Here is a 25,752-nt window from a genome sequence, read left to right as displayed (position 1 = left end):
CCGCGTCTCTCAATCGAGGCGCAGGCCTCTATCAGAGTTGAAGCACGAACGCTCTGCTTGGTTGTGGGCAAATCTGCGGCTGGTTTCTGCAGGCCGCGATCACATTATCTTTCCCGAATTCAATAGGAACAAAGCCCCTTGCGATGCATTCGGGAGGCGCATGCGCGAATATTGCCGGCTTGGCTGCAACGGTCGAACTTGACCGCTGGTCGTTGTTTCCTCGAACGCGCGAGCCGCGAAGCGGTGCTGTTTGAAGCGGTACCGCTTCGTCGGCGTCGCGAGGAGCCAGCGGCGGAGGAGGGGCCGGATAGTCTGTGCAGAACCAGAACGACTATCCAGCCGGAGCGGACGATCATCCGATCCAATCTCTGACCGGCGCTGCAGATCGGAAGCGCGCGAGGCGCCAAGCACTTCCGGTATGAAGTACTTCCGTTATCAGTACTTCCGGTAAAGCCCGATCAGCTTGCCCTGAATCTTCACCCGGTTGGGCGGCAGGATGCGGACCTCATAGGCTGCGTTGGCGGGCTCGAGCGCGATCGAGGCGCCGCGACGGCGGAAGCGCTTCAGCGTCGCTTCCTCGTCGTCGATCAGCGCCACCACGATGTCGCCGGTATCAGCGCTCTCGTTGCGCTGGATCAGCGCCATGTCGCCGTCGAGGATGCCGGCCTCGACCATGGAATCACCGCGTACTTCGAGCGCGTAATGCTCGCCCGAGCCGAGCATGTCAGGCGGTACGCTGATGGTATGGCTGCGGGTCTGCAATGCCTCGATCGGCGTGCCGGCCGCGATGCGGCCCATCACCGGCACCGCCACGGGACGTTCGCCCTCGTCCGCGGGCAGGCTGGAGCCCGCACGCACCTTGCCGAGATTGCCCTCGATGACGCTCGGCGTGAAGCCGCGGCGGCTGCCGGCCGCCGCCTGGAGCTCCGGCAGCTTGATGACTTCAATCGCGCGGGCGCGGTTGGGCAGGCGTCGGATGAAGCCACGCTCCTCGAGCGCCGTGATCAGGCGATGGATGCCCGACTTCGAGCGCAGGTCGAGCGCATCCTTCATCTCGTCGAAGGAGGGCGGTACGCCGCTTTCCTTCAGACGTTCACTGATGAATCGCAGAAGCTCGTATTGTTTGCGCGTTAACATCTCGACCAAAGTCCCCCGGTTGATGTCGTCCGATTCCGAGACGCAGAATTCGGCCATAAGCCGCCACATGCTCGAAACAAATCATGAACGGACACTATATGTTCGATACATGTTCCGCAACTGCTTAATTTACCGTGAACAAGGCAAACGTCGCGGAACGCGCGTTGCCGAGGCGGTCAGACGGGGAGCCGCAACACTTCGCAAGCCGTGCCGGTCTCGGCCTTCGGCGCGAATGGTGCGCGCACGAGAAGTACCTGTGCTGCAGCGAGATTCGCAAGCAGCGAAGAGTCCTGATGATTGACGGGAAGAACGACGCGTGTGCCATCGTCACGCTCCTCCAGATGCGCCCGCAGATAGTCCTCGCGCTGGTCGTTGGCGCCGACGTCGCGGCCGAGCACGGCGTGTTCACGGCGATGGTGAATCACCGAACGGCCCGACAGGGCGCGAATCAGCGGCACCATGAACAGGAAAGCGCACACGTAGGACGACACGGGATTGCCCGGCAGGCCGATCACACCCATTGCGCCGAGTCGCCCGTGCATCATCGGCTTGCCTGGCCGCATCGCGATCTTCCAGAACGCCATCGCGATGCCTTCGTCCCGCAGTGCCTGCTGGACTAGATCGTGGTCGCCGACCGATGCGCCGCCGGTCGTGATCAGGATGTCGGCGCCGCTCTCGCGGGCGCGGCGGATGCCGGCGGTGGTCGCCTCCAGCGTGTCGGCGGCAATCCCGAGGTCGATGGTCTCGGCGCCCTCGCTGCGGGCGAGCGCGTGCAGGGCGTAGCCGTTGGAATAGACGATCTGGCCGTGGCCGGGCGTGGTGCCCGGCATCACCAGCTCGTCGCCGGTGGCGAGAATGGCGACCTTCGGACGCCTGAAAACGGCAAGGTGCGGATGGTTCATCCCAGCGGCGAGCGCGAGGTCGCGCTCGGTGAGACGGCTTCCCTTGCGCAGGAGCACGTCGCCTTCGCGGAAATCAACGCCGGCGCGGCGGATGTGCCGTCCGGCGATCGCGGCTTCCTTGATCGTGATACGCTTGCCGGCGGCGACCGTGTCCTCCTGGATCACGACGGCGTCCGCGCCAGCGGGAACGACGCCGCCGGTGAAGATCCGCACGGCCTCGCCGGCGCCGACCGTCCCCGCGAACGGCCGGCCCGCCGCGACTTCGCCGATGACGGTGAGCTCCGAATCGATCGTCGCGGCATCGGCCGCGCGCACCGCGTAGCCGTCCATCGCGGACATCGCCTGCGGCGGCTGCGTGCGTCGCGCGGCGACGTCACGCGCGAGCACGCGATGGTAGGCCTCGTCGAGAGAAATCATGTCTTCCGGCAGCGGCTCTGCACCCGCCAGCACCGCGGCAAGCGCGTCAGAAACCGGCATCAAGGCCACGGCGAAAACTCCTGCTCGGCACGTTCGGGCGAATGTTCCGCAAGTCTTCTAGCCGAGCGCGGGCGCGGAGGCAAAAACGGCTCAGCGGGCGCAGTCGTCCCGTCGCTTCACATTGTTCCGGAAGGCGGCATTAAGCGCGTCGGGGCACGAGGTGACGGATCGGCAGGAGAGTGGTCATGGAAGCGACGAAAATCATGACAAGAGGAGAACGACGAGCGCCACTGATCAGCTCCCTGCCCGCCCGGGAGTTACGTCGGGCGCCTTCGGCCCCTGGTCTTTGTCTGGCAGCGGATCGGCCTGGGATTTCAGGTCGGCGGCCTTGCTCACAAGCTTGGCGGAAAGGTCCGAGTCTGAAGTTGTCCTGGCGAATTCAAGGAGAAGAGAGGCCTGCCTAGTGAGGTAGTTTTTGCCCAACACGGTGATGCACCCGTTCGTAGAAGTCCCAACGGGCTGTAGACTCCTGAAGACGGTATTCTGTTCCGGGAACTCTGTATAAAAATGCACAAAGTGATTGGTTCCAAAATCTTTCGAATTAGTTCCGTCGGGCGCACTTCCATGGGCTTCGCGCCGACGGATCGTCGTCAGATGCCCAATGCCCTCAATGCGTTCCCGACGTCACGCGGCGAGGTCACATGCACCGCCGTCAAGCCGCGCGCCCGCGCTCCCTCGATGTTTTCAGCAAGATCATCGAAGAACACGATGCGCCCGGCGGGCACGCCGATCGCCGCAACGACGTGGTCGAAGGCTTCCGCATCCGGTTTGCGCAGGCCGATGCTGGACGACAAATACAGCTCTCGGAAATGGCCGAGGAGGTCGGCATACTCCCTCGAGAAATGGTCCACGTGCGGCCGGTTGGTGTTGGAGAAAGCGTAAAGCGGCATCTGCTTCGCTGCCTGCGGCAGCAGCTCGGAGATCTCAGGCATTTCGCCGGCGAAGATCGCGTTCCAGCCTTCCAGGAACTGCGCGTCCGAAATGCCGATTCCGAGCGAGGCTCGCAATGAGGCGAAATAATCCTCATCGCTGATCTTCCCCATCTCGTGCAACCGATAGGCTTCGCTGTCCCGCACATAACGCGCGACGATGGCGTCGGGCTTGCAGCCGGCATGTCCCGCCCAGCAGGCGATCGCCTTGGAAAAATCGATATCGAGGACCACGCGGCCGAGATCGAATAGAAGCGCATCCGCGCTGCCGGGAGAGAGCGATGTCACCTGCGTCCTTTCACTCAGTATCGATATGGCTCGTGGTCGAACAGCGGAAACGCGCTGAACACACTCGGCGCATTGGTTGCGGTCGCCTGGTGCAGGCAGGATTTGTTGACCTCGGCGAACGAGGTCGCACCCAGGAGGCCGAGGCAGCGCAGCACTTCATCTTCGAGCAGCTCCAGCATGCGCGCCACGCCGGCTTCGCCGGCCGCCGCCAGCGCCCAGCATTGCAGCCGGCCGATGCCGACGACGTCGGCGCCCGCCGCGATCGCCTTGACGATGTCGGTGCCGCGACAGATGCCGCCATCGACCATGATCTTGGCGCGGCCGTTCACGGCGTCAACGATCTCCGGCAGTACGTGCATGGCGCCGCGACCGTGATCGAGTTGACGGCCGCCATGGTTGGAGACGTAGATCCATTCGACGCCGTGATCGATCGCGATCAGCGCGTCCTCTGGCGTCGCGATGCCCTTGAGGATCAGCGGGATCTTGAACTTGTCCTTGATCATCTTCACCGTCCGCCACTCCAGACCCTTCTGGTAATCGCCGCCGGTGGCGCGCAGCCGGCTCTCGCGAACGTAGCGCTTGGCGATGTCACGTTCACGACGGCTGTAATGGGCGGTGTCGACGGTCAGGCAGAAGGCGGCGTAGGCGTTCTTCTCGGCCCGGCTGACGACGTCGGCGACGAAGGCGTCGTCGCCCCGCACATAGAGCTGGTAGAGGCGCAGCGCGTCGGGCGCAGCTTCGGCCGTCTTCTCGAGGCCGGGCTCGGACACGGAACTGAGCATGTGCGCCGCACCGAAAGTGCCGCAGGCGCGTGCCACGCTCGCTGCACCATCCGGATCGAAGATCTCGAGCGCGCCGACGGGGGCGAGCACCACCGGCAGGCGCATCTTGCGGCCGAACTGCTCGACCGAACCTGTAACCGTGCGGACATCGCGCAGCACGCGCGGGCGGAAGGCGATCTCGTCCAGCGCCATGCGGTTGCGACGCATCGTGGTCTCGGTCTCGGCCGCGCCGACGATATAGTCCCAGGCATTCTGGTTGAGGTTGGCGCGGGCTTTCCGGATGAATTCATGCAGATTCTGGAACGGCTCGGTGCTTGCGCCGAGCTCGACGTTCCTGTCTGGTTGGATGCGGGGTGCTTCGTTCATTGTTATCCTCCCGAGAATTTGAAGCCTTCCCTCATCGCCTAACCCGTCCGGGGCGCCAAAACCATCCTAAAATGGCATGGCTGCGAGGCGTGGGCCGGCCGGCCGACCCCCGCTGCGCACGAACCGGGTCCTGCAACGTTGCCGAAAGTTTAGGTCCGGACGAAGCGATTTTTACGGTGTACCCGCCGGCGTGGCATCCCGGCCTTGAAGAAACCAGAATGGTATTGTGAGAAGCAGGCTGGATCGCCATTTGCATGGCGGCTCCCAGCCCCACCGAACCGCGAAGCAAGAAGGCCAGCCTATCCATGCGGAAAACCCTGCTGTTTCCACTGGGCGCGCTCACCGGAGCGTGTCTGACCCTTTTGGCAGCCAGTCCGCACGGCGGCGTATGGGCGGCACGGGCGGCAGCGAGCGCGGATGACGCCTATTCCAAGCTCAATTTGTTCGGCGAAGTGTTCGAGCGGGTGAAGGCGAGCTATGTCGAGAAGCCCGACAATGCCAAGCTGATCGAAGGCGCGATCACCGGCATGGTGACCTCGCTCGATCCGCACTCGCGCTACATGAACGACAAGGCCTGGACCGAGATGCAGGAGACCACCTCCGGCGAGTTCGGCGGGCTCGGCATCGAGGTCACGATGGAGGAGGGGCTGGTCAAGGTCGTCTCGCCGATCGACGACACGCCGGCGTCCAAGGCCGGCATCATGTCGGGCGACCTCATCAGCAAGATCGACGGCGATGCCGTGCAGGGCATGACGCTCGAGCAGGCCGTCAACAAGATGAAGGGGCCGGTCGACACCCAGACCAAGCTCACGATCATGCGCAAGGGCGCCGACGCCCCGCTCGACGTCGCGATCAAGCGCGAGATCATCCATGTGCGCCCCGTGCGCTTCCATGTCGAGAACGGGGATATCGGCTATATCCGCGTCACCTCGTTCAACGAGCAGACCACCGATGGCCTGAAGAAGGCGATCGCATCGATCTCCAAGGACGTTCCGCCGGAGAAGCTGGTGGGCTACGTGATGGACCTGCGCAACAATCCGGGCGGATTGCTCGACCAGGCCGTGTCGGTGTCGAGCGCGTTCCTGCAGCGTGGCGAGGTCGTCTCGACCCGCGGCCGCAATCCTGAAGAGACCCAGCGCTTCACCGCGCATGGTGGCGACCTCACCAAGGGCAAGCCGCTGGTGGTTCTCGTCAACGGCGGCTCCGCCTCAGCCTCGGAGATCGTGGCCGGCGCGCTGCATGACCACAAGCGCGCCACGCTGATCGGCACGCGCTCGTTCGGCAAGGGCTCGGTGCAGACCATCATTCCGCTCGGCACCGGCAACGGCGCGCTCGCGCTGACCACGGCGCGCTACTACACGCCCTCGGGCCGCTCGATCCAGGCCCAGGGCATCGCGCCCGACATCGAGATCCTCCAGGACGTGCCGACCGAGCTGAAGGGCCGGATGGACACCATGGCGGAGTCCCAGATGCGCGGTCATCTCCAGGCGGCCGATGGCACCGAGCAGACCGGATCGCAATCCTATGTCCCGCCGGAAGCGAAAGACGACAAGGCCCTGCATACGGCCTACGACTTCCTGCACGGCCAAACCGCGAACGCGGTCGCCGCCAAGCCGGCGCCGAAGGCTGCGGTGCCGAACTAGGCGCTCGCGACGGTAAGGTGTTGATCGCCCGGGAGCGGATAGCCGTTCCCGGGCGAACTTGTTTCGGGGCGCTGTGTCAGTGCGGGTTCATGGCCGCGAAGGTGGCCTCGTAGCAGCCGTCGTGCTCGGCCCAGCGGCGGGCGCGATCGCGCTCGACCAGCACCTCGCCGCCGGGATGGACACTTTGGCCTGATCTCACCGTCAAGCTGGACGGGCGGATCCTGGCCCTAGCTTGCCTCGCGGCGGCGGCTTTCGTTGCCGCCGCGCCGGGCGAGACGGCTGCGATGGAGCGCGAACAGCTCCAGCACCTTGTCGGCGGGTTTTGCGGCGCTGAACAGATAGCCCTGCATCTCGGAGCAGCCGAGTGCGCGCAGCAGACGCTGCTGCTCCTCGGTCTCGACACCCTCGGCCGTGGTGGTCATGCGGCGGGCGGCCGCCAGATTGACGACGGCCTGCACGATGCTGGCGGAGCCGTCGGGGCCGGCGATGTCGTTGACGAAGCAGCGGTCGATCTTGATCTTGTCGAACGGGAAGCGGTGCAGATAACTCAGCGAGGAGTAGCCGGTACCGAAATCGTCGAGCGCGATGCGAACGCCGATAGCGCGGAGTTGGTGCAGGATCGCAAGCGCGGTGTCGTCGTCGCGGATCAGTACCGCCTCGGTGATCTCGAGCTCGAGCCGGCTCGCCGGCAAATTGGAGGCGGCAAGCGCCGCCATGATCTTCAGCGCCAGCGTGCCGCTCTTGAACTGCACCGGCGAGACGTTGACGGCGAGTCGGATGTCGTCGGGCCACTTCGCCGCATCCCGGCAGGCGGTCGCCAGCACCCATTCGCCGATCTCGTTGATCAGGCCGGTGTCCTCGGCGATCGGGATGAACTCGGCCGGCGAGACCGTGCCGCGCTCGGGATGGCGCCAGCGCACCAGCGCCTCGCAGCCGGTGATGCGGTCGTCCTTCAGGCTGAGGCAGGGCTGGTAATACACCTCGAGGCCGCCTTCGAGCCCGCCTTGGGCGATGGCTTGGCGCAGGTCGATCTCGAGCTGCCGCCGCTCGTGGATCTTGGCGTCCATCTCCGGCTCGAAAAAGCGATAGGTGCGGCGCCCTGCGGCTTTGGCGGCGTACATCGCCATATCTGCGTTCTTCAGGATCTGGTCCAGCGCCGTTCCATGTTGCGGCGCCAGCGCGATGCCGATACTGGCGTCGGTGGCAAGATGATGTCCCATGCAGTCGAACGGCGCCCGGATGGCCTCAAACACCCGCGCGACGAGCTCGTTGACCTGATCCAGCGATGTCACAGCGCTCTGGACGATGGCAAATTCGTCGCCGCCGAGGCGCGCCACGAAGTCCGTCGGACCCGCACACCGGTGGAGGCTCTGCGCGACCGACTTCAGGAGCTCGTCGCCGACGAGATGTCCGAGCGCGTCGTTGACGCCCTTGAACTCGTCGATGTCGATGTAGTGCACCGCGAGTTGTTCGCCGCCGGCGACCAGATCGAGTTCCTGACGCAGATGCTCGTGGAACAGGGTGCGGTTGGGCAGGTCGGTCAGCGCGTCGTAATGAGCAAGATGGGTGATGCGCTCCTCGATACGCCGGCGCTCCGTGATGTCCTCATGCGTCGCCACCCAGCCGCCGTCCGTGAGCGGTTCGTTGACGATCTGGATCGAGCGACCGTCGGAGGTCTCGACCACCATGGAATTGCGCACATGGATGTCGCGCAGGACCCGTGCGACATATTGGTCCGCATCGCCGGTGAACGAGCCGGTGGCTCTGCGGTGCGCAATGATGTCGCGGAAGCTGCAGCCGGGCCTCACGATTTCGGACGACAGCCCGTACATCTCGATGTAGCGCTGGTTGCAGATCACGAGCTGCTGCGAGGCGTCGAACAGCAGCAGGCCCTGGGTCATGTTGTTGACGGCGCGGTCGAGACGCTGCTTTTCCAGCGTCAGCCGTTCCCGCGAAAGACGATGCTGCTCCAGGAGCTTGCGTACGATCGCGATCAGCACGCCCGCGATGGCGAGCGCGGAAGAGGCGGCGACCGAGATCAGGATTCCGATCTGCTCGCGCCAGTCCGTCAGGGCCGTCGCGCGTGTCGTGGTGGCCATCATCAGGATCGGGAAGTGAGGCAGGGCGTGCGAGGAAATCAGCCGGTCCTCGCCGTCGACGGGGCTCATGAAGCGGCCAGTAAAATGGTCGAGCCCGAAAATCCTTTGATGCGCGAACGGACCGTTCTTGAAATTCCGTCCCATCAATTCGCTGGAATGGGGATAACGAGCGAGCATCGTGCCGTCCCGGTGCAGCATCGAGATCGTGGTGCCTTCGCCGAGCACGGCGGACTCGAAGAATTTTTCGAAGTTTGCCGGCTCGATGCCGCGTCCGACCACACCCATGAATTCGCCGTTCGGTCCGACGATCTTGCGCACGATCAGGATGGTCCACGCGCCGGAGATGCGGCTGTAGAGTGGCTCGATCAGGACGTCTGGAGCGTCGGGATCGTACCGGAACGTCCGAAAATAGGCGCGATCGGCAACGTTCACGTTCGGGGCCGGCCATGCCGTCGACGAATTGATCAAATTGCCTTCGGCATCGATGATGTTGACGCCGCCCATGTAGGGCAGTGCCTCGATCTTCGAGCGCAGCATCCGGTGGAGGTCCTGGCCGGCGAGGCGCTTGCGATAGTCCGCCGCACTGATGATGCCGCTCGCACGGACGTAGTCGACGAAATCCTTCTGGATGACCGCGAAATCCTGCAATTGCTGGTCGAAATGATGGGCCAGCATCAGCACGGTGTTTTCCAGCTCGCGGCCGGAACTGCGCAGCGCGCGTTCGCGGAAATTCTGCGCCATCAGCGTCGCGCCGACGGCGATCGCAGCGATCAGCAGCGTGCCGCCCACCACCAGCCAGCGGATCGGTCCGCTGCGCACGAAGGCCTGGTCAAAAAGGCGACTGCCGAATCCCGTCATCATGATCGATCGTTGTGTGCACACGTCAGGGTCAATTCCTGGCCCCGTAAACATCCGTTGGTTTACGGGAACGGAGTGGAGGCGAAGTTAGCAAGCTGGGTTAACGCGCCGTGAACGGACGGTCGCAAAAGCAATCAATATGCGAGCGAGTATGGCCTGATCGCCGCCGGCATATTGCCGTGGTGAACGCCTGCGCAGCAAGCTCAATTCAAAATTCGGGTCGATCAGCGCGTCCCTGAAGTAGCAGCCGCAATCAGACGCGGTAATGGCCGGACTTGCCGCCGAGCTTCTCGACCAGGTGGATGCCTTCGATGCGCACGCCGCGTTCCACCGCCTTGATCATGTCGTAGATGGTGAGGCAGGCGACCGAGACGGCGGTGAGCGCTTCCATCTCGACGCCGGTCGGGCCGGTGACCTTCACGCTGGCGCGGACGAGGCAGCCCGGCAGCGTCGCGTCGGGCTCGATCTCGACCGTCACTTTCGACAGCGCGAGCGGATGGCAGAGCGGGATCAGCTCCGCGGTGCGCTTGGCGGCCATGATGCCGGCGATGCGGGCGGTGCCGAGCACGTCGCCCTTTTTGGCGTTGCCGGACACGATCAGGTCAAGCGTCGCCCTGGTCATGACGACGCGTCCTTCCGCGACCGCGAGCCGCTCGCTCGCGGGCTTGTCCGACACGTCAACCATCCGCGCCTCGCCGGAGGCGCCGATATGGGTGAGGGCAGGGCCGGACTTGGTCGGTTTGGCCTTTGCGGGCTTACGCGCCATCAGTTCGTGCCTGTGGCGCGCGCGGTCTCGCGCGCCAGCAGCGTGCGGGTCGCAGCGGTAACGTCGGCTTGCCGCATCAGGCTCTCGCCGACCAGGAAGGTCGACATGCCGACGCGCTCGAGGAGGGCGAGATCGGCGGGCGTGAAGATGCCGCTCTCGCCGACCATCAGTCGATCCCGGGGGATCAGCGGCGCCAACGTTTCGCTGGTCGCAAGCGTGGTTTCGAAGGTGCGCAGATTGCGATTGTTGACGCCGATCATCGGCGAACGCAGCTTCAGCGCGCGGTCAAGCTCGGCGCGGTCGTGGATCTCGATCAGCACGTCCATGCCATGGGCGATGGCGGCGTCCTCGAGCTCGTTGGCCGTGGCATCATCGAGCGCCGCCATGATGATCAGGATGCAGTCGGCGCCGTGCGCGCGGGCCTCCGCCACCTGATAAGTATCGAACATGAAATCCTTGCGCAGCACCGGCAGTGACGTTGCCGCGCGGGCCGCCACCATAAAGTCGAGATGGCCCTGGAACGAGGGCGTGTCCGTCAGCACCGACAGGCAGGCAGCGCCGCCGGCCTCATAGGCCCTGGCCAGCAGCGGCGGATCGAAATCGGCGCGGATCAGGCCCTTTGACGGCGAGGCCTTCTTGACCTCCGCGATCAGCGCGAAGTCGCCATTGGCGTGCTTGGCCTTGATCGCACGCACGAAGCCGCGCGGTGCCGCTTGCGCCTTGGCCTTCGCCTCCACCGCCGATAGCGGCTGCGCGCGCTTGGCCGCCGCGATTTCCTCGCGCTTGTAGGCTTCGATCTTGGTCAAGATGTCCGACATGTCAGGCTCAGCCGTTCGAGACCGCGATCAAATGTTTCAGCCGCGCGCTCGCCGCGCCGCTGTCGAGCGATTTTGCGCCGATCACGACTCCTTCCTTGAGATCCCTGGCACGCCCCGCCACGACCAATGCGGCAGCGGCGTTGATCAACGCGACGTCACGATAGGGGCTCGGCTTGCCGTCGAGCACGCCCTGCAAGGCGATCGCGTTGGCGTCGGCGTCGCCGCCTTTGAGTGCACCGGCCTCGCAGCGCGGCAGGCCCGCGTCCTCCGGCGTCACCTCGAAATTCCGGATCTCGCCATTGTGGAGCGCGGAGACGAAGGTCGGGCCTGTGAGGGTGATCTCGTCGAGGCCGTCGGAACCGTGCACGACCCAGGCGGATTCGGAGCCGAGGTTCTTGAGCACTTGCGCCAGCGGCTGCACCCATTGCCGGGAGAACACGCCGACCATCTGCCGCTTCACGCCGGCGGGATTGGACAATGGGCCGAGCAGGTTGAAGATCGTGCGTGTCGCAAGCTCCACCCGGGTCGGGCCGACGTTCTTCATGGCGGGATGATGGGCGGGGGCGAACATGAAGCCGATGCCGCATTCGCGTATGCAGCGGCCGACCTGCTCCGGCCTCAGATCGATCTTCACCCCGAGCGAAGCCAGCACGTCGGCGGCGCCCGAGCGCGACGACAGCGCGCGGTTGCCGTGCTTGGCCACCGGCAGACCGGCGCCCGCAACGATGAAGGAGGCACAGGTCGAGACATTGACCGAGCCGGAGCCGTCGCCGCCGGTGCCGACGATGTCGACGGCGTCCGCGGGCGCATCGACCGTGAGCATCTTGGAGCGCATGGCCGAGACCGCGCCGGTGATCTCGTCCACGGTCTCGCCGCGCACCCGCAACGCCATCAGCAGGCCGCCCATTTGCGAGGGCGTAGCCTCGCCGGACATCATGGCGTCGAAGGCGGAAGCCGCTTCGTCACGCGACAGGCTGGCGCCGGTCGCCACTTTTCCAATGATCGATTTCAGGTCGTCCATCGCGTGCTTTCAACTCACTGGTTCGCGCCGGTCACCTGCGCGAAGGCGGCCTGATTGATGCTGGTTCCGATGTCTGTTTCAAGCCTGTTGACGTAGGACGCGACCTGCTCCTCGGTCTGCGCGCGGTCGAGAGTGTCCTTCAGCTTCTTGACCGCCTCGGAAGCGGCATCGACCGTGGGATCGACGATCTCGGTGACGCGGAACACGATCACCTCGGTGCCGCCGGTCACCGGCGACTGCCCGACGCCGTCCTTGGCGACGCGGAAGGCGGCCGAGACGACGGTTGCGGGCACGCTGGCGGGCGAGTCGTCGCGCTTGAAGCCGGTGGCGGTCTCGACCTTGGCGCCGATCGCGGCTGCTTCGTCGGCGAGCTTGCCGCCGGATTCGAGCTTCTGCACCATCTCGGTCGCCTTGGCCTTCAGCTTGGTCGCGATCTGGTCCTGGCGCCAGCGCGCCTCGACCTGGTCGCGGACCTCGTCGAGATTGCGGTCGCGCGACGGCGTGATGGCAAGCACGTCGTACCAGACATAGCCGCCCTTGAACGAGATCGAGTCATTGTCGACGCCGACATCGGTGTTGAAGGCCTGTGACACCACGTCGAGGCCCTGCGGAATGCCGGAGACCGGCTGGCCGCTCGGGGCGCGGCCGGAACGGTCGACGGCGTCGATCGTGACGGCGGTGAGGCCGAGCTTCTGCGCCGCATCGATCACGCTGGCACCGCCGCCGCGCTCGTCTTCCATCTTGTCGCGGAGATCGGCGACCTTGACGCGCGCACGCTCGGTGGCGATCTCGCGCTTGATGTCGGCGGCAACGCTCGCGTAGTTCGCCTCAACGCCCGGCTCGATCTTTTCGACCTTGACGATCGATGTGCCGAGCCGGCCCTGGATCGGCTGGCTGATTTCACCGGCGGGAAGCGCGAAGACGGCGTCTCCAACTGCGGGATCGAGCGAGGATTTGGTCACGAGCCCGAGATCGACGTCGGACGCGCTCAGTCCGCGCTCCTTGCCGAGGTCCTCGAACGACGTCCCGCTGGTGAGCCGCTCGCGTGCGGCCTGCGCCTCGGCGGCGTTGGGAAATACGATCTGCTGGATCTGGCGCTTCTCCGGCGTGCCGAGCCGGTCCTTGCGCTGGTCGAACACCTTCTTGGCGTCCTCGTCCGACACCTCGCTCCACTTGCCGATCTCCTCCGGCGAGACCACGACGAACGCGATCTTGCGATATTCGGGCGCGCGGAACTGAACCTTGTGATCCTCGAAATAGGCGGCGAGCGCCTCGGGCGACGGCGCGTCGATGGTGCCTGCCTGGGCTGCGTCGAGCCTGACGAATTCAATGGCGCGCTGCTCGTTCTGGAAGCGCGTCAGCACGTCGAGCATCGCCTTCGGCGGCTCGAGGCCGGCACCGATCGTGCCGGTGATCTGCCGGCGCAGCGAGACCTTGCGCTGCTCCGAGACGTAGCGCTGCTCGGTATAGCCGAAATTGCGGATCACGGACTGGAAGCGGTTCGGATCGAAGCTGCCGCCGACGCCCTTGAAGTTCGGATCGTTCATGATGAGCTGGCGGATCTGGTCGTCGGACTGGCCGAGCCCGAGCCGGCGCGCCTCTTCGTCGAGGGCGGCTTCCGCGATCGTCTGCTGCAGCACCTGACGGTCGAGGCCGAAGGCGCGCGCCTGTTCAGGCGACAGCGGGCGGCCGAACTGGCGGCTGATCTGCTGGAGGCGATCGGTGTAAATCTGGCGGAACTCGTTCAGGGAAATCTCGGTGCCGCCGACCTTGGCCACGGTGGATTGCCCAAAGCCCTTGAAGATGTCGGCAATGCCCCAAACGCCGAAACTGATGATCAGCACGCCCATCACAACGGCCATAATGGTCTTGCCGAGCCAGTTTGATGAGGCCTTGCGCATTCCTCGAAGCATTTGGTCCAACTTGTTTGGCAGGAGGGGAACGGGAGCGCGTCTTAATGCAGATTCCGCAAAAGCGCGTCACCAAATTGATCAATCATCATAAAGTGGTGGCTTTCCCCCCGCAACCTCGGGTCCGGCAGGCTTTCGATCCCTGCGGTTAAAAGCCCCTGGTCTCTGGAACTGCCACGGGACCTCTGCTAGCGCATGAACAAACGAATTTTGCTGGAATTTGACATGACCGATGCCATCCGCCCCCTGATCGCCGGCAACTGGAAAATGAACGGCCTGAAGGCCTCGACTGCCGAATTCGACGCCATGCTCAATGGCGCGGCAGAGGTGGCCGGCAAAGCCGACCTGCTGGTTTGCCCGCCGGCGACCCTGATCGCAGCTTTCGCCGAGAAGGCGCGCGGCAGGAAGGTCGCGGTGGGGGCCCAGGATTGCCATCCCAAGGCCTCCGGCGCCCATACCGGCGACATCGCCGCCGAAATGCTGGCGGATTCGGGTGCGACCGCGATCATCGTCGGCCATTCCGAGCGCCGCGCCGACCATGGCGAGGGCGATGCCCTGATCCGGCAGAAGGCCGAGGCCGCCTGGCGCGCCGGGGTGACGGCGATCGTGTGCATCGGAGAGACGCAAGCGCAGCGCGATGCCGGCCAGACCCTGGATATCCTGCGCGGCCAGCTCAACGGTTCGCTGCCGGATGGCTCGACGGCCGCCAATCTGGTCGTGGCCTACGAGCCGGTCTGGGCGATCGGCACCGGCCTGACCCCGACGTCCGGGGATGTCGAGCAGATTCATGGCTTTATACGGGAATTCCTGACCTCCAGGTTCAAGTCCGACGGCGCCGGGATGCGCATCCTCTATGGCGGCTCGGTCAAGCCCTCAAACGCGGCCGAGCTGATGGCCGTGAAGAACGTCAATGGCGCGCTGGTCGGCGGTGCCAGCCTGAAGGCGGCCGATTTCCTTGCGATTGCGCAGGGCTGTCCCTAGCTAACTCCAAACCTTAGGACCCGGCTGATCGGGGGTGGCAATGCCCCGTCCGATCGTGTAACACCGCGCAACTTCAGGAAAACCCCGCGAAGCACGATTGGCCGCCGTCTCGGCGCTGTCGGCTTGTGACGGAAGGACACTATGCAGACTGTTGTCATCGTCATTCACCTCATGATCGTCACTGTCATGATCGGCGCCGTCCTGCTCCAGAAGTCGGAAGGCGGGGGCCTGGGCATGGGAGGCGGCGCAGGCTTCATGTCGAGCCGCGGCACCGCGAACCTTCTGACGCGGACCACCGCGATCCTGGCCGTCGGCTTCTTCCTCACCAGCCTGTTCCTGTCCTGGTATGCCGGCTACGACCGCAAGCCGTCGTCGATCATCGGCGCGCCGGCGTCGCAGACCCAGCCGGCCGGTGGCGGACCGATCGCGCCGCCGACCTCGGGCGGCATCCTGGATTCGCTGAAGAAGGCCGACGAGCAGCAGCAGGCTCCGGCACCGAGCGGCCCGCAGGTACCGCGTTCGCAATAAAGCAGGGGGGCCATGCAGGGGCGGCTTCTACCGTCCTGCATCAACAATCCCCATCAAGGCTCTGTCACCACTCTCAGTTCTGGCTCACCCACAGCCCCGCAAAATGTTTGGGGCGGAATACGAATCGCTTTGGCGAATCGAATTCGAGGGATTAGAGGTTAAGCCCCATGGCGCGGTACATATTCATCACCGGCGGCGTGGTTTCTTCGCTCGGCAAGGGTCTGGCTTCGGCGGCACTCGGTGCCCTGTTGCAAGCCCGGGGCTACAAGGTCCGCCTCCGCAAGCTCGATCCCTATCTCAACCTCGATCCCGGAACGATGTCGCCGTATCAGCACGGCGAAGTGTTCGTGACCGATGACGGCGCGGAGACCGACCTCGATCTCGGTCACTATGAGCGCTTCACCGGGCGGCCGGCGACCAAGGCCGACAACATCACGACCGGGCGCATCTACCAGGACATCATCTCCAAGGAGCGGCGCGGCGATTATCTCGGCGCCACCATCCAGGTGGTTCCGCATGTCACCAACGCCATCAAGGATTTCGTCCTCGACGGCAACGACGATTACGACTTCGTGCTGGTCGAGATCGGCGGCACCGTCGGCGACATCGAGGGTCTGCCGTTCTTCGAGGCGATCCGCCAGCTCAAGAACGAGCTGCCGCGCGATCACGCCATCTACATTCATCTGACGCTGCTGCCTTACATCCCGAGCGCCGGTGAGCTGAAGACAAAGCCGACGCAGCACTCCGTCAAGGAGCTGCGCTCGATCGGCATCCAGCCGGACATCCTGCTCTGCCGTACCGATCGCGAGATCCCGAAGGAGGAACGGCGCAAGCTCGGGCTGTTCTGTAACGTGCGCGAGAGCGCCGTCATCGAGGCGCGCGACGCCGACAGCATCTACGCTGTCCCTCAGGCTTACCACGCCGCAGGCCTCGACGACGAAGTGCTTGCGGCCTTCGGCATCGGCTCGCGGATTCCGCCCGAGCTGCGGAGCTGGCAGCAGATCAACGAGCGCATCCGCAATCCCGAGGGCAACGTCACCATCGCCATCGTCGGTAAGTATACCGGTATGAAGGATGCGTATAAGTCGCTGATCGAGGCGCTCTCGCATGGCGGCATCGCCAACAAGGTGAAGGTCAATCTCGACTGGATCGAAAGCGAGATCTTCGAGAAGGAAGATCCCGCGCCGTTCCTCGAGCACGTCAACGGCATTCTGGTGCCTGGTGGCTTCGGCCAGCGCGGCGCCGAAGGCAAGATCCGCGCGGCGCAGTTCGCGCGCGAGCGCAACGTGCCGTATTTCGGCATCTGTTTCGGCATGCAGATGGCCGTGATCGAGGCCGCGCGAAACCTTGTCGGGATCGAGGAGGCCAACTCCACCGAGTTCGGCCCGACCAAGGAGCCCTTGGTCGGCCTGATGACGGAATGGCTGCGCGGTAACGAGCTCGAGAAGCGCACCAACGCCGGCGATCTCGGCGGCACGATGCGCCTGGGTGCCTATCCGGCGGCGCTCAATCGCGGCAGCCGCGTCTCGGAGGTGTACGGCGGCGCGACCGAGATTTCCGAGCGCCACCGCCATCGCTACGAGGTCAATACCGCCTACAAGGATCGCCTCGAGCAGCACGGGCTGAAATTCTCGGGCCTGTCGCCCGACGGCGTGCTGCCGGAGATCGTCGAGTACGAGGATCACCCCTGGTTCATCGGCGTCCAGTTCCACCCCGAGCTGAAGTCGCGGCCGTTCGAGCCGCATCCGCTGTTCGCCTCGTTCATTCAGGCGGCGATGGTGCAGTCGCGGCTCGTGTAATTAAGACTTAGGCGGAACGATTGAATCGTTCACGCCGGAAAATCAACGGCTAGTCTCAGATTCAGCGGAGCAGGGCGCTCACACCTCGCCTGACATCTGGTGGGTCGATCTGAATATCTAGCTTGTCCAAGCCAAAGATGTCGCAAAGGCCGGTCTGGCCAGCAGTTGTCAATTGCACGGCCCGTGTATCAGTCACGCGAACCAGCCAATTCAGCTCCATGCAGCATCGTTGGATCTCGGCTCCGACATGGCCGGCGATGTGATATCGGCGCTCGCTCCAGTCGAGGCACGGCTTGCAAAAGATGCGTTTGTTTTGGCGCTTTCGATTCAGGTCGACGCCAAATTCTGTCAGTAATTTTGCGCCGGCATCGGTCACGTCCCCACCATCCTCACCCAGAACGATGTAGCCGCCGGCGGCCAAAGAGTCTGCAATCGCAACGCCCAATCGACCCGCCAAATGATCGTAGCAAGTCCGGCCGAACCGCAACGCCGAGTCACGCGCCGATCGAGGTTGATATCGCTGAGGAACCTCGAGAGCAGCCACTAGCTTGATGCTCTCAAGCATGCTGGCAACCAGCGGTGAGGAAATTCGGTAGTACCGATAGCTGCGCTTCCTGGTCACTGAGATAAGCCGGGCGTCGACCAGCTTGGACAAGTGCTCGCTGGCCGTCGGTCGCGAAATTCGCGCGAGAAACGCCAGCTCACTTCCGGTCAAGGATTGTCCACCCATGAGGGCTGCCAACATGGTCGCGCGCGCGGTATCGCCAACGAGCGCTGCAACCTCGACCATGTTCGCCGCTGCGACCATTGCCCCCTCTACCATCGTCGCCATCGGGTCAACAAGCGACATGAGTTCGGTATGCACCAAACTCATGAATGGAGACAATGGGCGCCTCGGATGCGACAGCCGGGCCGTGTTGAGTCCACTTCATCGATAGTGACCTGCAGGAGCCGGCCGTGAAGCGCGAACCAGTCAGAGTTGAACCCATTTCCACCTATTTGGAGCAACGGCGGAAGGGGCCGATCTGCCCAATCATTGTCGCCGGTGAGACGGTTTATGTGTCAGGCCTTCCGCCATTTGATCCGGTCACCGGTGAGGTTAAGCGATTGCCGTTCGTGCAGCAGAGCGAGATCGTGCTCGACCAACTGAAACTTTGCCTGGAGGCTGCCGGCTCGTCGTTGCGGGATGTCGTGAAATGTAATGTCTACTGTACGCCTGAAAGTTCAAATTTCGATGCGTTCAATGATGTCTACCAACGCTATTTCCCGGTTTCGCCTCCTGCGCGGATCTATTTAACGGTCCCTTCCTGGCCGGGTGAGTTTGATGTTGAGGTCGATTGTGTTGCGATCAAATCCGATCTGGAAGATCGGCCGGCGACCGCAAGGGACATGAACCAACTAAAGCATCTCAATGCCGGCTATATGCGCTCGGTCGCCTTGAAGGATGTCGATTGGTTTCGCGAAAATCTGAGCGATGATTTCGTCAACAGCAACCCTGACGGATCGATGGTTGATCGTGCCGGGTTCATTGAACAAATTGCCAAGCCTGCAGCCATATCGAATTTGGGATACGAGGACGAGCGGATCCGGATTATGGGTGATATGGCGATTATCCATGCGAGGACCACCTATACCAAAGCCGATGGCTCGGCCGGACTCGGACGATATACCGACAGTTGGGCGCGTCGCGAGGGCGTCTGGGTTTGTGTTGCCGCCCACGTGACCCGGGGGTGAGCAAAGGCAGGATTTGCGGCAACCTGAGTTCGTGGTTGTCGTGCTGCCGGAGATCGTCGCGTCGGAGGATCACCGTGGTCCACCGGCGCACAGTTCCCGCCGAGCTGAAGTCGCGGCCTTCGAGCCGCACCCGCTATTGGCCTCGCTCGTCCAAGCTGCGATGGATGCAGAGCCGGCTGGTCTGACTTCCCACCTTTACGATCGCGTCATTTGTTGCGACAACTCCCTGCCGCAAGAACAACAATACAGGGATTGAACTCCGATGATCTACGAAATGCGCATCTATCGCTGCGTGCCCGGCCGCCTGCCGGCACTGCTCAAGCGGTTCGAGACCGTCACGCTGAAGGTGTGGGAAAAGCACGGCATCAAGCAGGCCGGGTTCTTCACGACGCTGATCGGTGAATCCAACCAGGAGCTGACCTATTTCCTGGCCTGGGAGTCGCTCGCCGAACGCGAGAAGAAGTGGGCCGCCTTCATGACCGATCCGGACTGGATGAATGGGCGCGCCGAGAGCGAGGCGGACGGCCAGATCGTCGGCAACATCGTCAGCCAGATCCTGGCGCCGACCGCCTTCTCGGCGGTGAAGTAGAGGGTGCCGGTGCGAGGCGTCGCGGGGGCCTGGGCGCAACCCTGATATTCTGGGAGCCCAGGCCGAATGGGGTTGATCCGCCCTTCATCGCGGCTATGGTCGCGCCGAAACGAGGGATTTGCCTTGAGCTCTTCGACGTCAGCGGCGCCGGTCGTTACCATTGGCAAGGTCAAATTCGGCAATGATCTGCCGATCTCGATCATTGCCGGGCCGTGTCAGCTCGAAAGCCGCCAGCATGCGCTGGAGGTGGCCTCCGCGCTGAAGGAGATCGCCGCGCGGCTGCAGATCGGCCTCGTCTACAAGACCTCGTTCGATAAGGCCAATCGCACCAGCGCGTCGGCTGCGCGTGGCCTCGGGCTTGCCCAGTCGCTGCCGATCTTCGCCGAAATCCGATCGTCGCTCGGCCTGCCGGTCCTGACCGATGTGCATGACGCCGCGCAGTGCGCCGAGGTGGCGCAGGCGGTGGACATCCTGCAGATCCCGGCGTTCCTGTGCCGGCAGACCGATCTGCTGCTGGCGGCGGCCGCGACCGGCAAGGTCGTCAACGTCAAGAAGGGGCAATTTCTCGCGCCCTGGGACATGGCGAACGTCGTGTCCAAGATCACGAGCGCGAACAATCCCAACGTGCTCGTCACCGAGCGCGGTGCGTCCTTCGGCTACAACACGCTGGTCTCCGACATGCGCGCCTTGCCGATCTTGGCGCGCACCACCGGCGCACCCGTTATCTTTGACGCCACTCATTCCGTGCAACAGCCGGGCGGGAAGGGGACGTCTTCCGGAGGCGAGCGCGAATTCGTGCCGGTGCTCGCACGCGCAGCCGTCTCCGTCGGTGTTGCCGGTGTCTTCATCGAGACCCATCCCGACCCTGACAGCGCGCCGTCGGACGGTCCGAACATGGTGCCGTTGCGCGAGTTCGAGGCGCTGATCCGAAGGCTGATGGCGTTCGACGCGCTCGCCAAAGATTCGACCAAAGCCGACCCGCGCTGATGCAGCAAGGCGAGGCGCGGCCGCACGATCACGGCCTGCCGGCCGCGCTCTACGTCATCTCCGGTGCAAGCTTTGCCGCGGCGCTCTCCGCGCGCGCGCTCGATCCGGTGCTGCCGCACGTCGCGGAAGACTTTGGCGTCAGCATCGCGACCGCGGCCGGTTTTGCCGCGGTGTTTGCCTTCACCTTCTCGATCATCCAGCCGATCGTCGGCGCCGCCGCCGATCTGTTCGGCAAGACGCGGCTGATGATCGGCTGCCTCGCGCTGCTCGGCCTTGCCAACATCCTGGGGGCGCTCTCGAGCTCGTTCTCGGTTCTGTTCGCGACCCGTATCCTCGCCGGCATCGGCTCCGGCGGCGTATTTCCGGTGGCGTTGAGCCTGACCAGCGATCTCGTCGGCCCGGAGAAGCGCCAGGTCGCGATCAGCCGCACGCTCGCCGGCGCGATGACGGGCAATCTCCTCGGCGCCTCGGCCTCCGGCCTGATCGGCGATTTCCTCGGCTGGCGTGGCGTGCTGGCGGTGCTCGGCGCGCTCGTGATCGTTGCGTCGATCGCGGTCGCCGCCGGTTTTCGTGGCGCCAAGGTCAAGCATCCGCCGAAGACGAGCCTGTCGGCGCTGAAGGCCGGCTATCGCACCATCTTCACCAACCCGAACGCCTATGTCTGTTATTCGGCGGTGTTCATCGAAGGCTGCTGCGTGCTCGGCCTGTTTCCCTACATCGCTTCGTTCCTGTTCGAGCTCGGCCAGACCTCGCTCTCGATCGCGGGCATCGTCATCGCGGGTTTTGCGGTCGGCGGCCTGTTCTACACGCTGACAGTGTCGCGCCTGCTGCCATGGCTAGGCATGAAGCGAATGATGATCGCGGGCATGACGCTGGTGGCCTCGCAGCTCGTTGTCGTCGCCTTCGGCCTGCGCTGGGAAGTGCAGGCCCTCAATCTCATCGTGATGGGATGGGGCTTCTACATCGCCCATGGCTGCCTCCAGATGTTTGCCAGCGAGCTCTCGGTCGAAGCACGCGCGACCGCGCTGTCGCTGCACTCGTTCTTCTTCTTCATGGGGCAGACGGTCGGGCCGCTCGCCTATGGTCTTGGCCTCCAGCATGGCGGCAAAATGCCGACCCTGTTCGCGAGCGCCGCGATCATGGTGGTATTGGGCCTTGTCTGCGCGCGCCTGCTGAAACAGCGCGCGCCGTCCGACGCGCGCTGAGGCTATTCGGTCCCTCAAGGGGGATCGGCCCCACCAAGACACCGTCGGCCCCGTATACATGGCACACGAATTGCTTCGATTTTGGGCAAATCGAGGTGTGAGATCGTGGACGCCCAGACCAGCCGTTCGCCCAACGCAGCCAGCGTGCCCCGATCGACGGGATATCCCACCAAACCCCCGCTCCGGCGCTTCCTGACCGCGTGTTACGAAGAATTCCGGGCCGACAATTCGGGCGAACTTGCCGACTACATCCCCGAGTTGAAGCGCGCCAACCCCGACCACTTCGGCATCGCGCTCGTCACGATCGATGGCCACGTCTACGAGGTCGGCGACAGCGCGGTGCCATTCACGATCCAGTCGGTCTCGAAGGCCTTCGTGTTCGCCCTGGCGCTGGAGACGGTGGGCGAGGAGCGCGTCGCGGCCACCATCGGAGTCGAGCCGAGCGGCGAAGCCTTCAATTCGATCCGGCTCACCAACGACAACCGCCCCTTCAATCCCATGGTCAACGCCGGTGCGATCGCCTGCTCGGGCCTGATCTACGAGGTGGATGGGAAGGGCGCCTTCGAGCGCGTCCGCTCAAAGCTCAGCCAGTTCGCCGGCCGCGAGCTTGGCGTCGACGAGGCCGTGCACGCCTCGGAGACCGCGACCGGCAATCGCAATCGTGCGATCGCGTGGCTGTTGCGCAATTACGCGGTGCTACCTGACGACGTCGATGCGGTGCTTGACGTGTATTTCCGTCAATGCGCGATCCTGGTGACTGCGCGCGATCTGGCGGTGATGGCGGCAACGCTCGCCAATCGCGGCATCAACCCGGTGACGGGTGCGCAGGTGATCACGCCGCACATCGTCGCCCGCACGTTGTCGGTCATGACGAGCTCGGGCATGTACGACTATGCCGGCGAGTGGACTTATCGTGTCGGCATCCCCGCCAAGAGCGGCGTCGGCGGTGGCATCGTCGCGGCGCTGCCTTCGCAACTTGGGCTCGGCACCTTTTCGCCGCTGCTGGACAATCATTTCAACAGCGTGCGCGGCCTCAAGGTCTGCGAGGCGCTGTCGGCGCGGTTCGACCTGCACATGCTCAACCGCAACGCCGACGTACGCAGCAGCGTCATGGCCGACTATGATATCTACGGCATCTCGTCGCGTCGCAGCCGCCAGCCGCACGAGCAGCAGATTCTCGACGATCGCCACAGCGATATTCGCATCCTCGAGCTCGTCGGCGCGCTCAATTTCGGCACCATTGACTACGTCACACGAAGACTCACCAGTGAGCCGCCGAACGCGCCGCTCCTGATAATCGATTTCCGCCGCGTCCCCGACATCACCGCAGCCGGCGCAGAGCTTCTGGGTGAGACGCTGACGGCGCTCAACAATGCAGGCATCACCACGGTTCTATCAGGCATCGAGGAGACGTCCGCGGTATGGGCCGCGATTTCCGCGCGCACGGCGGATCCGCGAAGGCTGCGGCGCTTTGCGCTGCTCGACGATGCGATCGAATGGGCCGAGGACCAGGTGATCTATCGCTTCGGCGGCTTTACCGACATGAAGGAGAGCGTGCATCTCGGCGATCAAGCGCTGCTGGCCGAGCTCGACGCCGACGAGATCGCGGCCATCGTCAAGCTCTCGACCACGCGCCACTACTATGCCGGCCAGCGCATCGTCGCGGCCGGCACGCTCGCCAATTCGCTGTTCTTCCTCCAGAGCGGCATGGTCAGCGTCAAATTGCGAAGCGGCGTGCGGCTGGCCTCGCTCGGCCCCGGCATGGAGTTCGGCGAGATGGCAATCCTCGAGAGAAGCCGCAGCGCCGATGTCTTCGCCGATACGCTCGTGACCTGCCTCGAACTGCCGCTCGACAGTTTTGCCGACTACCGCCGGCTGCATCCCGAGACCGCGCTGAAGATCATGCGCAACCTCGCCGCGATCCTGGCACGGCGGCTGGTGGCGGCCAACGCCAAGGTGGACCTGCTCAGCGCTTATTAGCCGGAACGCACTGCTTCCTGGAGACTGGAAACGTTCAGCCCCGCCCGCGATAGGGCGCGACACCCTGTTCGGGCACCCACAATCCCTTCGGCGGGCGGCCGGTCTGCCAGAACACGTCGATCGGGATGCCGCCGCGCGGATACCAGTAGCCGCCGATGCGCAGGAACTTCGGCTTGATCTCGCTAGCGATGCGCTTGCCGATCATCACGGTGCAGTCCTCGTGGAAGGCGCCGTGATTGCGGAAGCTCGCGATGTAGAGCTTGAGCGACTTCGACTCCAGCAGCCATTGGCCGGGCGCGTAGTCGATCATCAGATGCGCGAAATCCGGCTGTCCCGTGACCGGACAGAGCGAGGTGAACTCGGGCACGGTGAAACGGACCAGATAGTCGGTGCCTCCTTGCGGATTGGGCACGCGATCGAGTTTCGCCTTCTCGGGCGCATCCGGCCATTCCACGGCGCGGCCAAGCTGCAGGGCAGCTGAATCCGAGCTTGAGTTCTTCGATTTGCTGGGCTTTTTCGACATCAGTCCGCCTCCGTGGCGCCCTCTTAGCCAATCATCGTGCGGCCGTCACCCGGCCTTTTCCGCTTCGATGCATTGCGGTAGAAGCACCCCAACTGACCGCTTAGTCCCCCGAAAAGAGGCCCTCATGACCGCCATCATCGACATCATCGGACGCGAAATCCTGGATAGCCGGGGCAATCCCACCGTCGAGGTCGACGTCGTGCTGGAAGATGGTGCGCTCGGCCGTGCTGCCGTGCCGTCCGGCGCCTCCACCGGCGCCCATGAGGCGGTGGAACTGCGCGACGGCGACAAAGCCCGTTATCTCGGCAAAGGCGTCACCAAGGCGGTCGGCGCCGTCAACGGCGAGATCTTCGAGGCGTTGAGCGGCCTCGATGTCGAGCAGCAGGCCCAGCTCGACCAGATCATGATCGACCTCGACGGCACGCCGAACAAGAGCCGGCTGGGCGCCAACGCCATCCTCGGCGTGTCGCTCGCCTGCGCCAAGGCGGCCGCGAACTCGCTCGACATGCCGCTCTACCGTTATGTCGGCGGCACCTCGGCGCGTCTCTTGCCGGTGCCGATGATGAACATCATCAATGGCGGCATGCACGCCGACAACCCGATCGATTTCCAGGAGTTCATGATCCTGCCGGTTGGCGCGTCGTCCTTTGCCGAGGGCCTGCGCTACGGCGCGGAGGTCTTCCACACCCTGAAGTCCGAATTGAAGAAGGCGGGCCACAACACCAATGTCGGCGACGAGGGCGGCTTTGCCCCGAACCTGCCATCGGCGGACGCCGCGCTCGAATTCGTCATGAACGCGATCGGCAAGGCCGGCTACAAGGCGGGCTCCGACATCGTCATCGGCCTCGACTGCGCCTCGACCGAGTTCTTCAAGGACGGCAAGTACGTCTACGAAGGCGAGGGCAAGACCCGCTCGATCTCCGAACAGGCCAAGTACCTTGCTGACCTCGTCTCGCGTTATCCGATCGTGACCATCGAGGACGGCATGTCGGAAGACGACATGGACGGCTGGAAAGAGCTGACCGACCTCATCGGCAAGAAGTGCCAGCTCGTCGGCGACGATCTCTTCGTCACCAACGTCAAGCGCCTCGCCGAAGGCATCAAGGCCGGACGGGCCAATTCGATCCTGATCAAGGTCAACCAGATCGGCACGCTGACCGAGACGCTCGCCGCCGTCGAGATGGCGCACAAGGCCGGCTACACCTCGGTGATGTCGCATCGCTCCGGCGAAACCGAGGATTCCACCATCGCCGACCTCGCGGTCGCCACCAATTGCGGACAGATCAAGACCGGCTCCCTTGCGCGCTCCGATCGCACCGCCAAATACAACCAGCTCCTGCGCATCGAGCAGCAGCTCGGCAAGCAGGCGCTCTACGCGGGCAAGGCGGCACTGAAGGCGCTGGCATAAGCCAGCGCTCGGACAAAAACAG

At 64.2% G+C, this 25,752-nt stretch carries 22 protein-coding genes; 10 read left to right on the top strand and 12 right to left on the bottom strand.

From position 1 onward, the window contains the following. Positions 1–435 precede the first annotated feature (435 nt). The 4 genes from lexA to AC0L2F_RS06670 form a co-directional block, all read right to left on the bottom strand. Complete coding sequence (lexA, locus tag AC0L2F_RS06685) at positions 436–1,137, bottom strand: transcriptional repressor LexA (RefSeq protein ID WP_007610823.1); 702 nt, start codon at positions 1,135–1,137, stop codon at positions 436–438. 176 nt (positions 1,138–1,313) lie between these two features. After that, a complete protein-coding gene (locus AC0L2F_RS06680) occupies positions 1,314–2,525 on the bottom strand; it encodes a molybdopterin molybdotransferase MoeA (RefSeq protein ID WP_473247900.1) in 1,212 nt (403 codons plus the stop codon). Positions 2,526–3,106: 581 nt separating this feature from the next. Continuing rightward, positions 3,107–3,733, bottom strand: a complete 627-nt coding sequence (locus AC0L2F_RS06675) for an HAD family hydrolase (protein WP_473247898.1) — start codon at positions 3,731–3,733, stop codon at positions 3,107–3,109. Positions 3,734–3,747: 14 nt separating this feature from the next. Beyond that, complete coding sequence (locus AC0L2F_RS06670; RefSeq protein ID WP_473247896.1) at positions 3,748–4,881, bottom strand: alpha-hydroxy acid oxidase; 1,134 nt, start codon at positions 4,879–4,881, stop codon at positions 3,748–3,750. A gap of 305 nt (positions 4,882–5,186) precedes the next feature. On the opposite strand from AC0L2F_RS06670, the gene AC0L2F_RS06665 reads away from it, so the two are divergent. Then, on the top strand, positions 5,187–6,524 hold the full coding sequence (locus AC0L2F_RS06665) for a S41 family peptidase (protein WP_063996947.1): 1,338 nt from the start codon (positions 5,187–5,189) through the stop codon (positions 6,522–6,524). A gap of 76 nt (positions 6,525–6,600) precedes the next feature. Here AC0L2F_RS06665 and AC0L2F_RS06660 read toward each other — a convergent pair whose 3' ends face one another. From AC0L2F_RS06660 to AC0L2F_RS06635, 6 genes are all read right to left on the bottom strand, one after another. Then, positions 6,601–6,729: a hypothetical protein gene (locus AC0L2F_RS06660; protein WP_473247894.1), complete on the bottom strand. Its 129-nt coding sequence runs from the start codon at positions 6,727–6,729 to the stop codon at positions 6,601–6,603. Between the two features lie 22 nt (positions 6,730–6,751). Further along, complete coding sequence (locus AC0L2F_RS06655) at positions 6,752–9,484, bottom strand: bifunctional diguanylate cyclase/phosphodiesterase (protein ID WP_473247892.1); 2,733 nt, start codon at positions 9,482–9,484, stop codon at positions 6,752–6,754. 250 nt (positions 9,485–9,734) lie between these two features. Beyond that, the gene (gene moaC, locus AC0L2F_RS06650; protein ID WP_007610802.1) at positions 9,735–10,247 is read right to left on the bottom strand and encodes a cyclic pyranopterin monophosphate synthase MoaC; all 513 of its coding nucleotides are present in this window, start codon (positions 10,245–10,247) and stop codon (positions 9,735–9,737) included. Beyond that, entirely contained in the window at positions 10,247–11,065 is an 819-nt protein-coding gene (trpC, locus tag AC0L2F_RS06645; RefSeq protein WP_007610799.1) for an indole-3-glycerol phosphate synthase TrpC, read from the bottom strand. Before trpC ends, moaC begins: the two co-directional genes overlap by 1 nt. Before the next feature lie 7 nt (positions 11,066–11,072). Further along, on the bottom strand, positions 11,073–12,086 hold the full coding sequence (gene trpD / locus AC0L2F_RS06640) for an anthranilate phosphoribosyltransferase (RefSeq protein ID WP_007610798.1): 1,014 nt from the start codon (positions 12,084–12,086) through the stop codon (positions 11,073–11,075). Between the two features lie 14 nt (positions 12,087–12,100). Next, a complete protein-coding gene (locus tag AC0L2F_RS06635) occupies positions 12,101–13,999 on the bottom strand; it encodes a peptidylprolyl isomerase (protein WP_063996195.1) in 1,899 nt (632 codons plus the stop codon). Between the two features lie 222 nt (positions 14,000–14,221). On the opposite strand from AC0L2F_RS06635, the gene tpiA reads away from it, so the two are divergent. The 3 genes from tpiA (at position 14,222) to AC0L2F_RS06620 (ending at position 17,304) form a co-directional block, all read left to right on the top strand. Further along, a complete protein-coding gene (gene tpiA, locus AC0L2F_RS06630) occupies positions 14,222–14,977 on the top strand; it encodes a triose-phosphate isomerase (protein ID WP_473247891.1) in 756 nt (251 codons plus the stop codon). 141 nt (positions 14,978–15,118) lie between these two features. Beyond that, positions 15,119–15,505: a preprotein translocase subunit SecG gene (gene secG, locus AC0L2F_RS06625; protein WP_007590603.1), complete on the top strand. Its 387-nt coding sequence runs from the start codon at positions 15,119–15,121 to the stop codon at positions 15,503–15,505. Between the two features lie 167 nt (positions 15,506–15,672). Next, entirely contained in the window at positions 15,673–17,304 is a 1,632-nt protein-coding gene (locus tag AC0L2F_RS06620; protein WP_007610793.1) for a CTP synthase, read from the top strand. Positions 17,305–17,365: 61 nt separating this feature from the next. Here AC0L2F_RS06620 and AC0L2F_RS06615 read toward each other — a convergent pair whose 3' ends face one another. Next, entirely contained in the window at positions 17,366–18,190 is an 825-nt protein-coding gene (locus AC0L2F_RS06615) for an ArsR/SmtB family transcription factor (RefSeq protein WP_473247890.1), read from the bottom strand. Between the two features lie 71 nt (positions 18,191–18,261). Between AC0L2F_RS06615 and AC0L2F_RS06610 the strand changes: the two genes are divergently transcribed. The 5 genes from AC0L2F_RS06610 to glsA all read left to right on the top strand — a co-directional run bounded on the left by AC0L2F_RS06610 (position 18,262) and on the right by glsA (position 23,799). Then, entirely contained in the window at positions 18,262–19,038 is a 777-nt protein-coding gene (locus tag AC0L2F_RS06610; RefSeq protein ID WP_473247888.1) for a Rid family hydrolase, read from the top strand. 262 nt (positions 19,039–19,300) lie between these two features. Next, positions 19,301–19,627 (top strand): NIPSNAP family protein, encoded by a 327-nt coding sequence (locus AC0L2F_RS06605; RefSeq protein WP_473247886.1) that lies wholly within the window; start codon positions 19,301–19,303, stop codon positions 19,625–19,627. Between the two features lie 123 nt (positions 19,628–19,750). Further along, positions 19,751–20,614 carry a 3-deoxy-8-phosphooctulonate synthase gene (gene kdsA, locus AC0L2F_RS06600; protein ID WP_156527154.1) on the top strand — a complete coding sequence of 288 codons (864 nt, stop codon included), beginning with the start codon at positions 19,751–19,753 and terminating at the stop codon, positions 20,612–20,614. After that, the gene (locus AC0L2F_RS06595) at positions 20,614–21,819 is read left to right on the top strand and encodes an MFS transporter (RefSeq protein ID WP_063996198.1); all 1,206 of its coding nucleotides are present in this window, start codon (positions 20,614–20,616) and stop codon (positions 21,817–21,819) included. Before kdsA ends, AC0L2F_RS06595 begins: the two co-directional genes overlap by 1 nt. A 105-nt stretch (positions 21,820–21,924) precedes the next feature. After that, the gene (gene glsA / locus AC0L2F_RS06590; protein ID WP_473247884.1) at positions 21,925–23,799 is read left to right on the top strand and encodes a glutaminase A; all 1,875 of its coding nucleotides are present in this window, start codon (positions 21,925–21,927) and stop codon (positions 23,797–23,799) included. Positions 23,800–23,833: 34 nt separating this feature from the next. Here glsA and queF read toward each other — a convergent pair whose 3' ends face one another. Continuing rightward, positions 23,834–24,322 carry a preQ(1) synthase gene (gene queF, locus AC0L2F_RS06585; protein ID WP_473247882.1) on the bottom strand — a complete coding sequence of 163 codons (489 nt, stop codon included), beginning with the start codon at positions 24,320–24,322 and terminating at the stop codon, positions 23,834–23,836. 124 nt (positions 24,323–24,446) lie between these two features. Between queF and eno the strand changes: the two genes are divergently transcribed. Then, the gene (gene eno, locus AC0L2F_RS06580; protein ID WP_473247881.1) at positions 24,447–25,730 is read left to right on the top strand and encodes a phosphopyruvate hydratase; all 1,284 of its coding nucleotides are present in this window, start codon (positions 24,447–24,449) and stop codon (positions 25,728–25,730) included. The last annotated feature ends 22 nt before the right edge of the window (positions 25,731–25,752 follow it).

Source organism: Bradyrhizobium sp. Ken64, assembly GCF_055807555.1.
The sequence above is the reverse complement of the archived record's forward strand: the minus strand, read 5'-3'. Positions and strand labels throughout refer to the sequence as shown.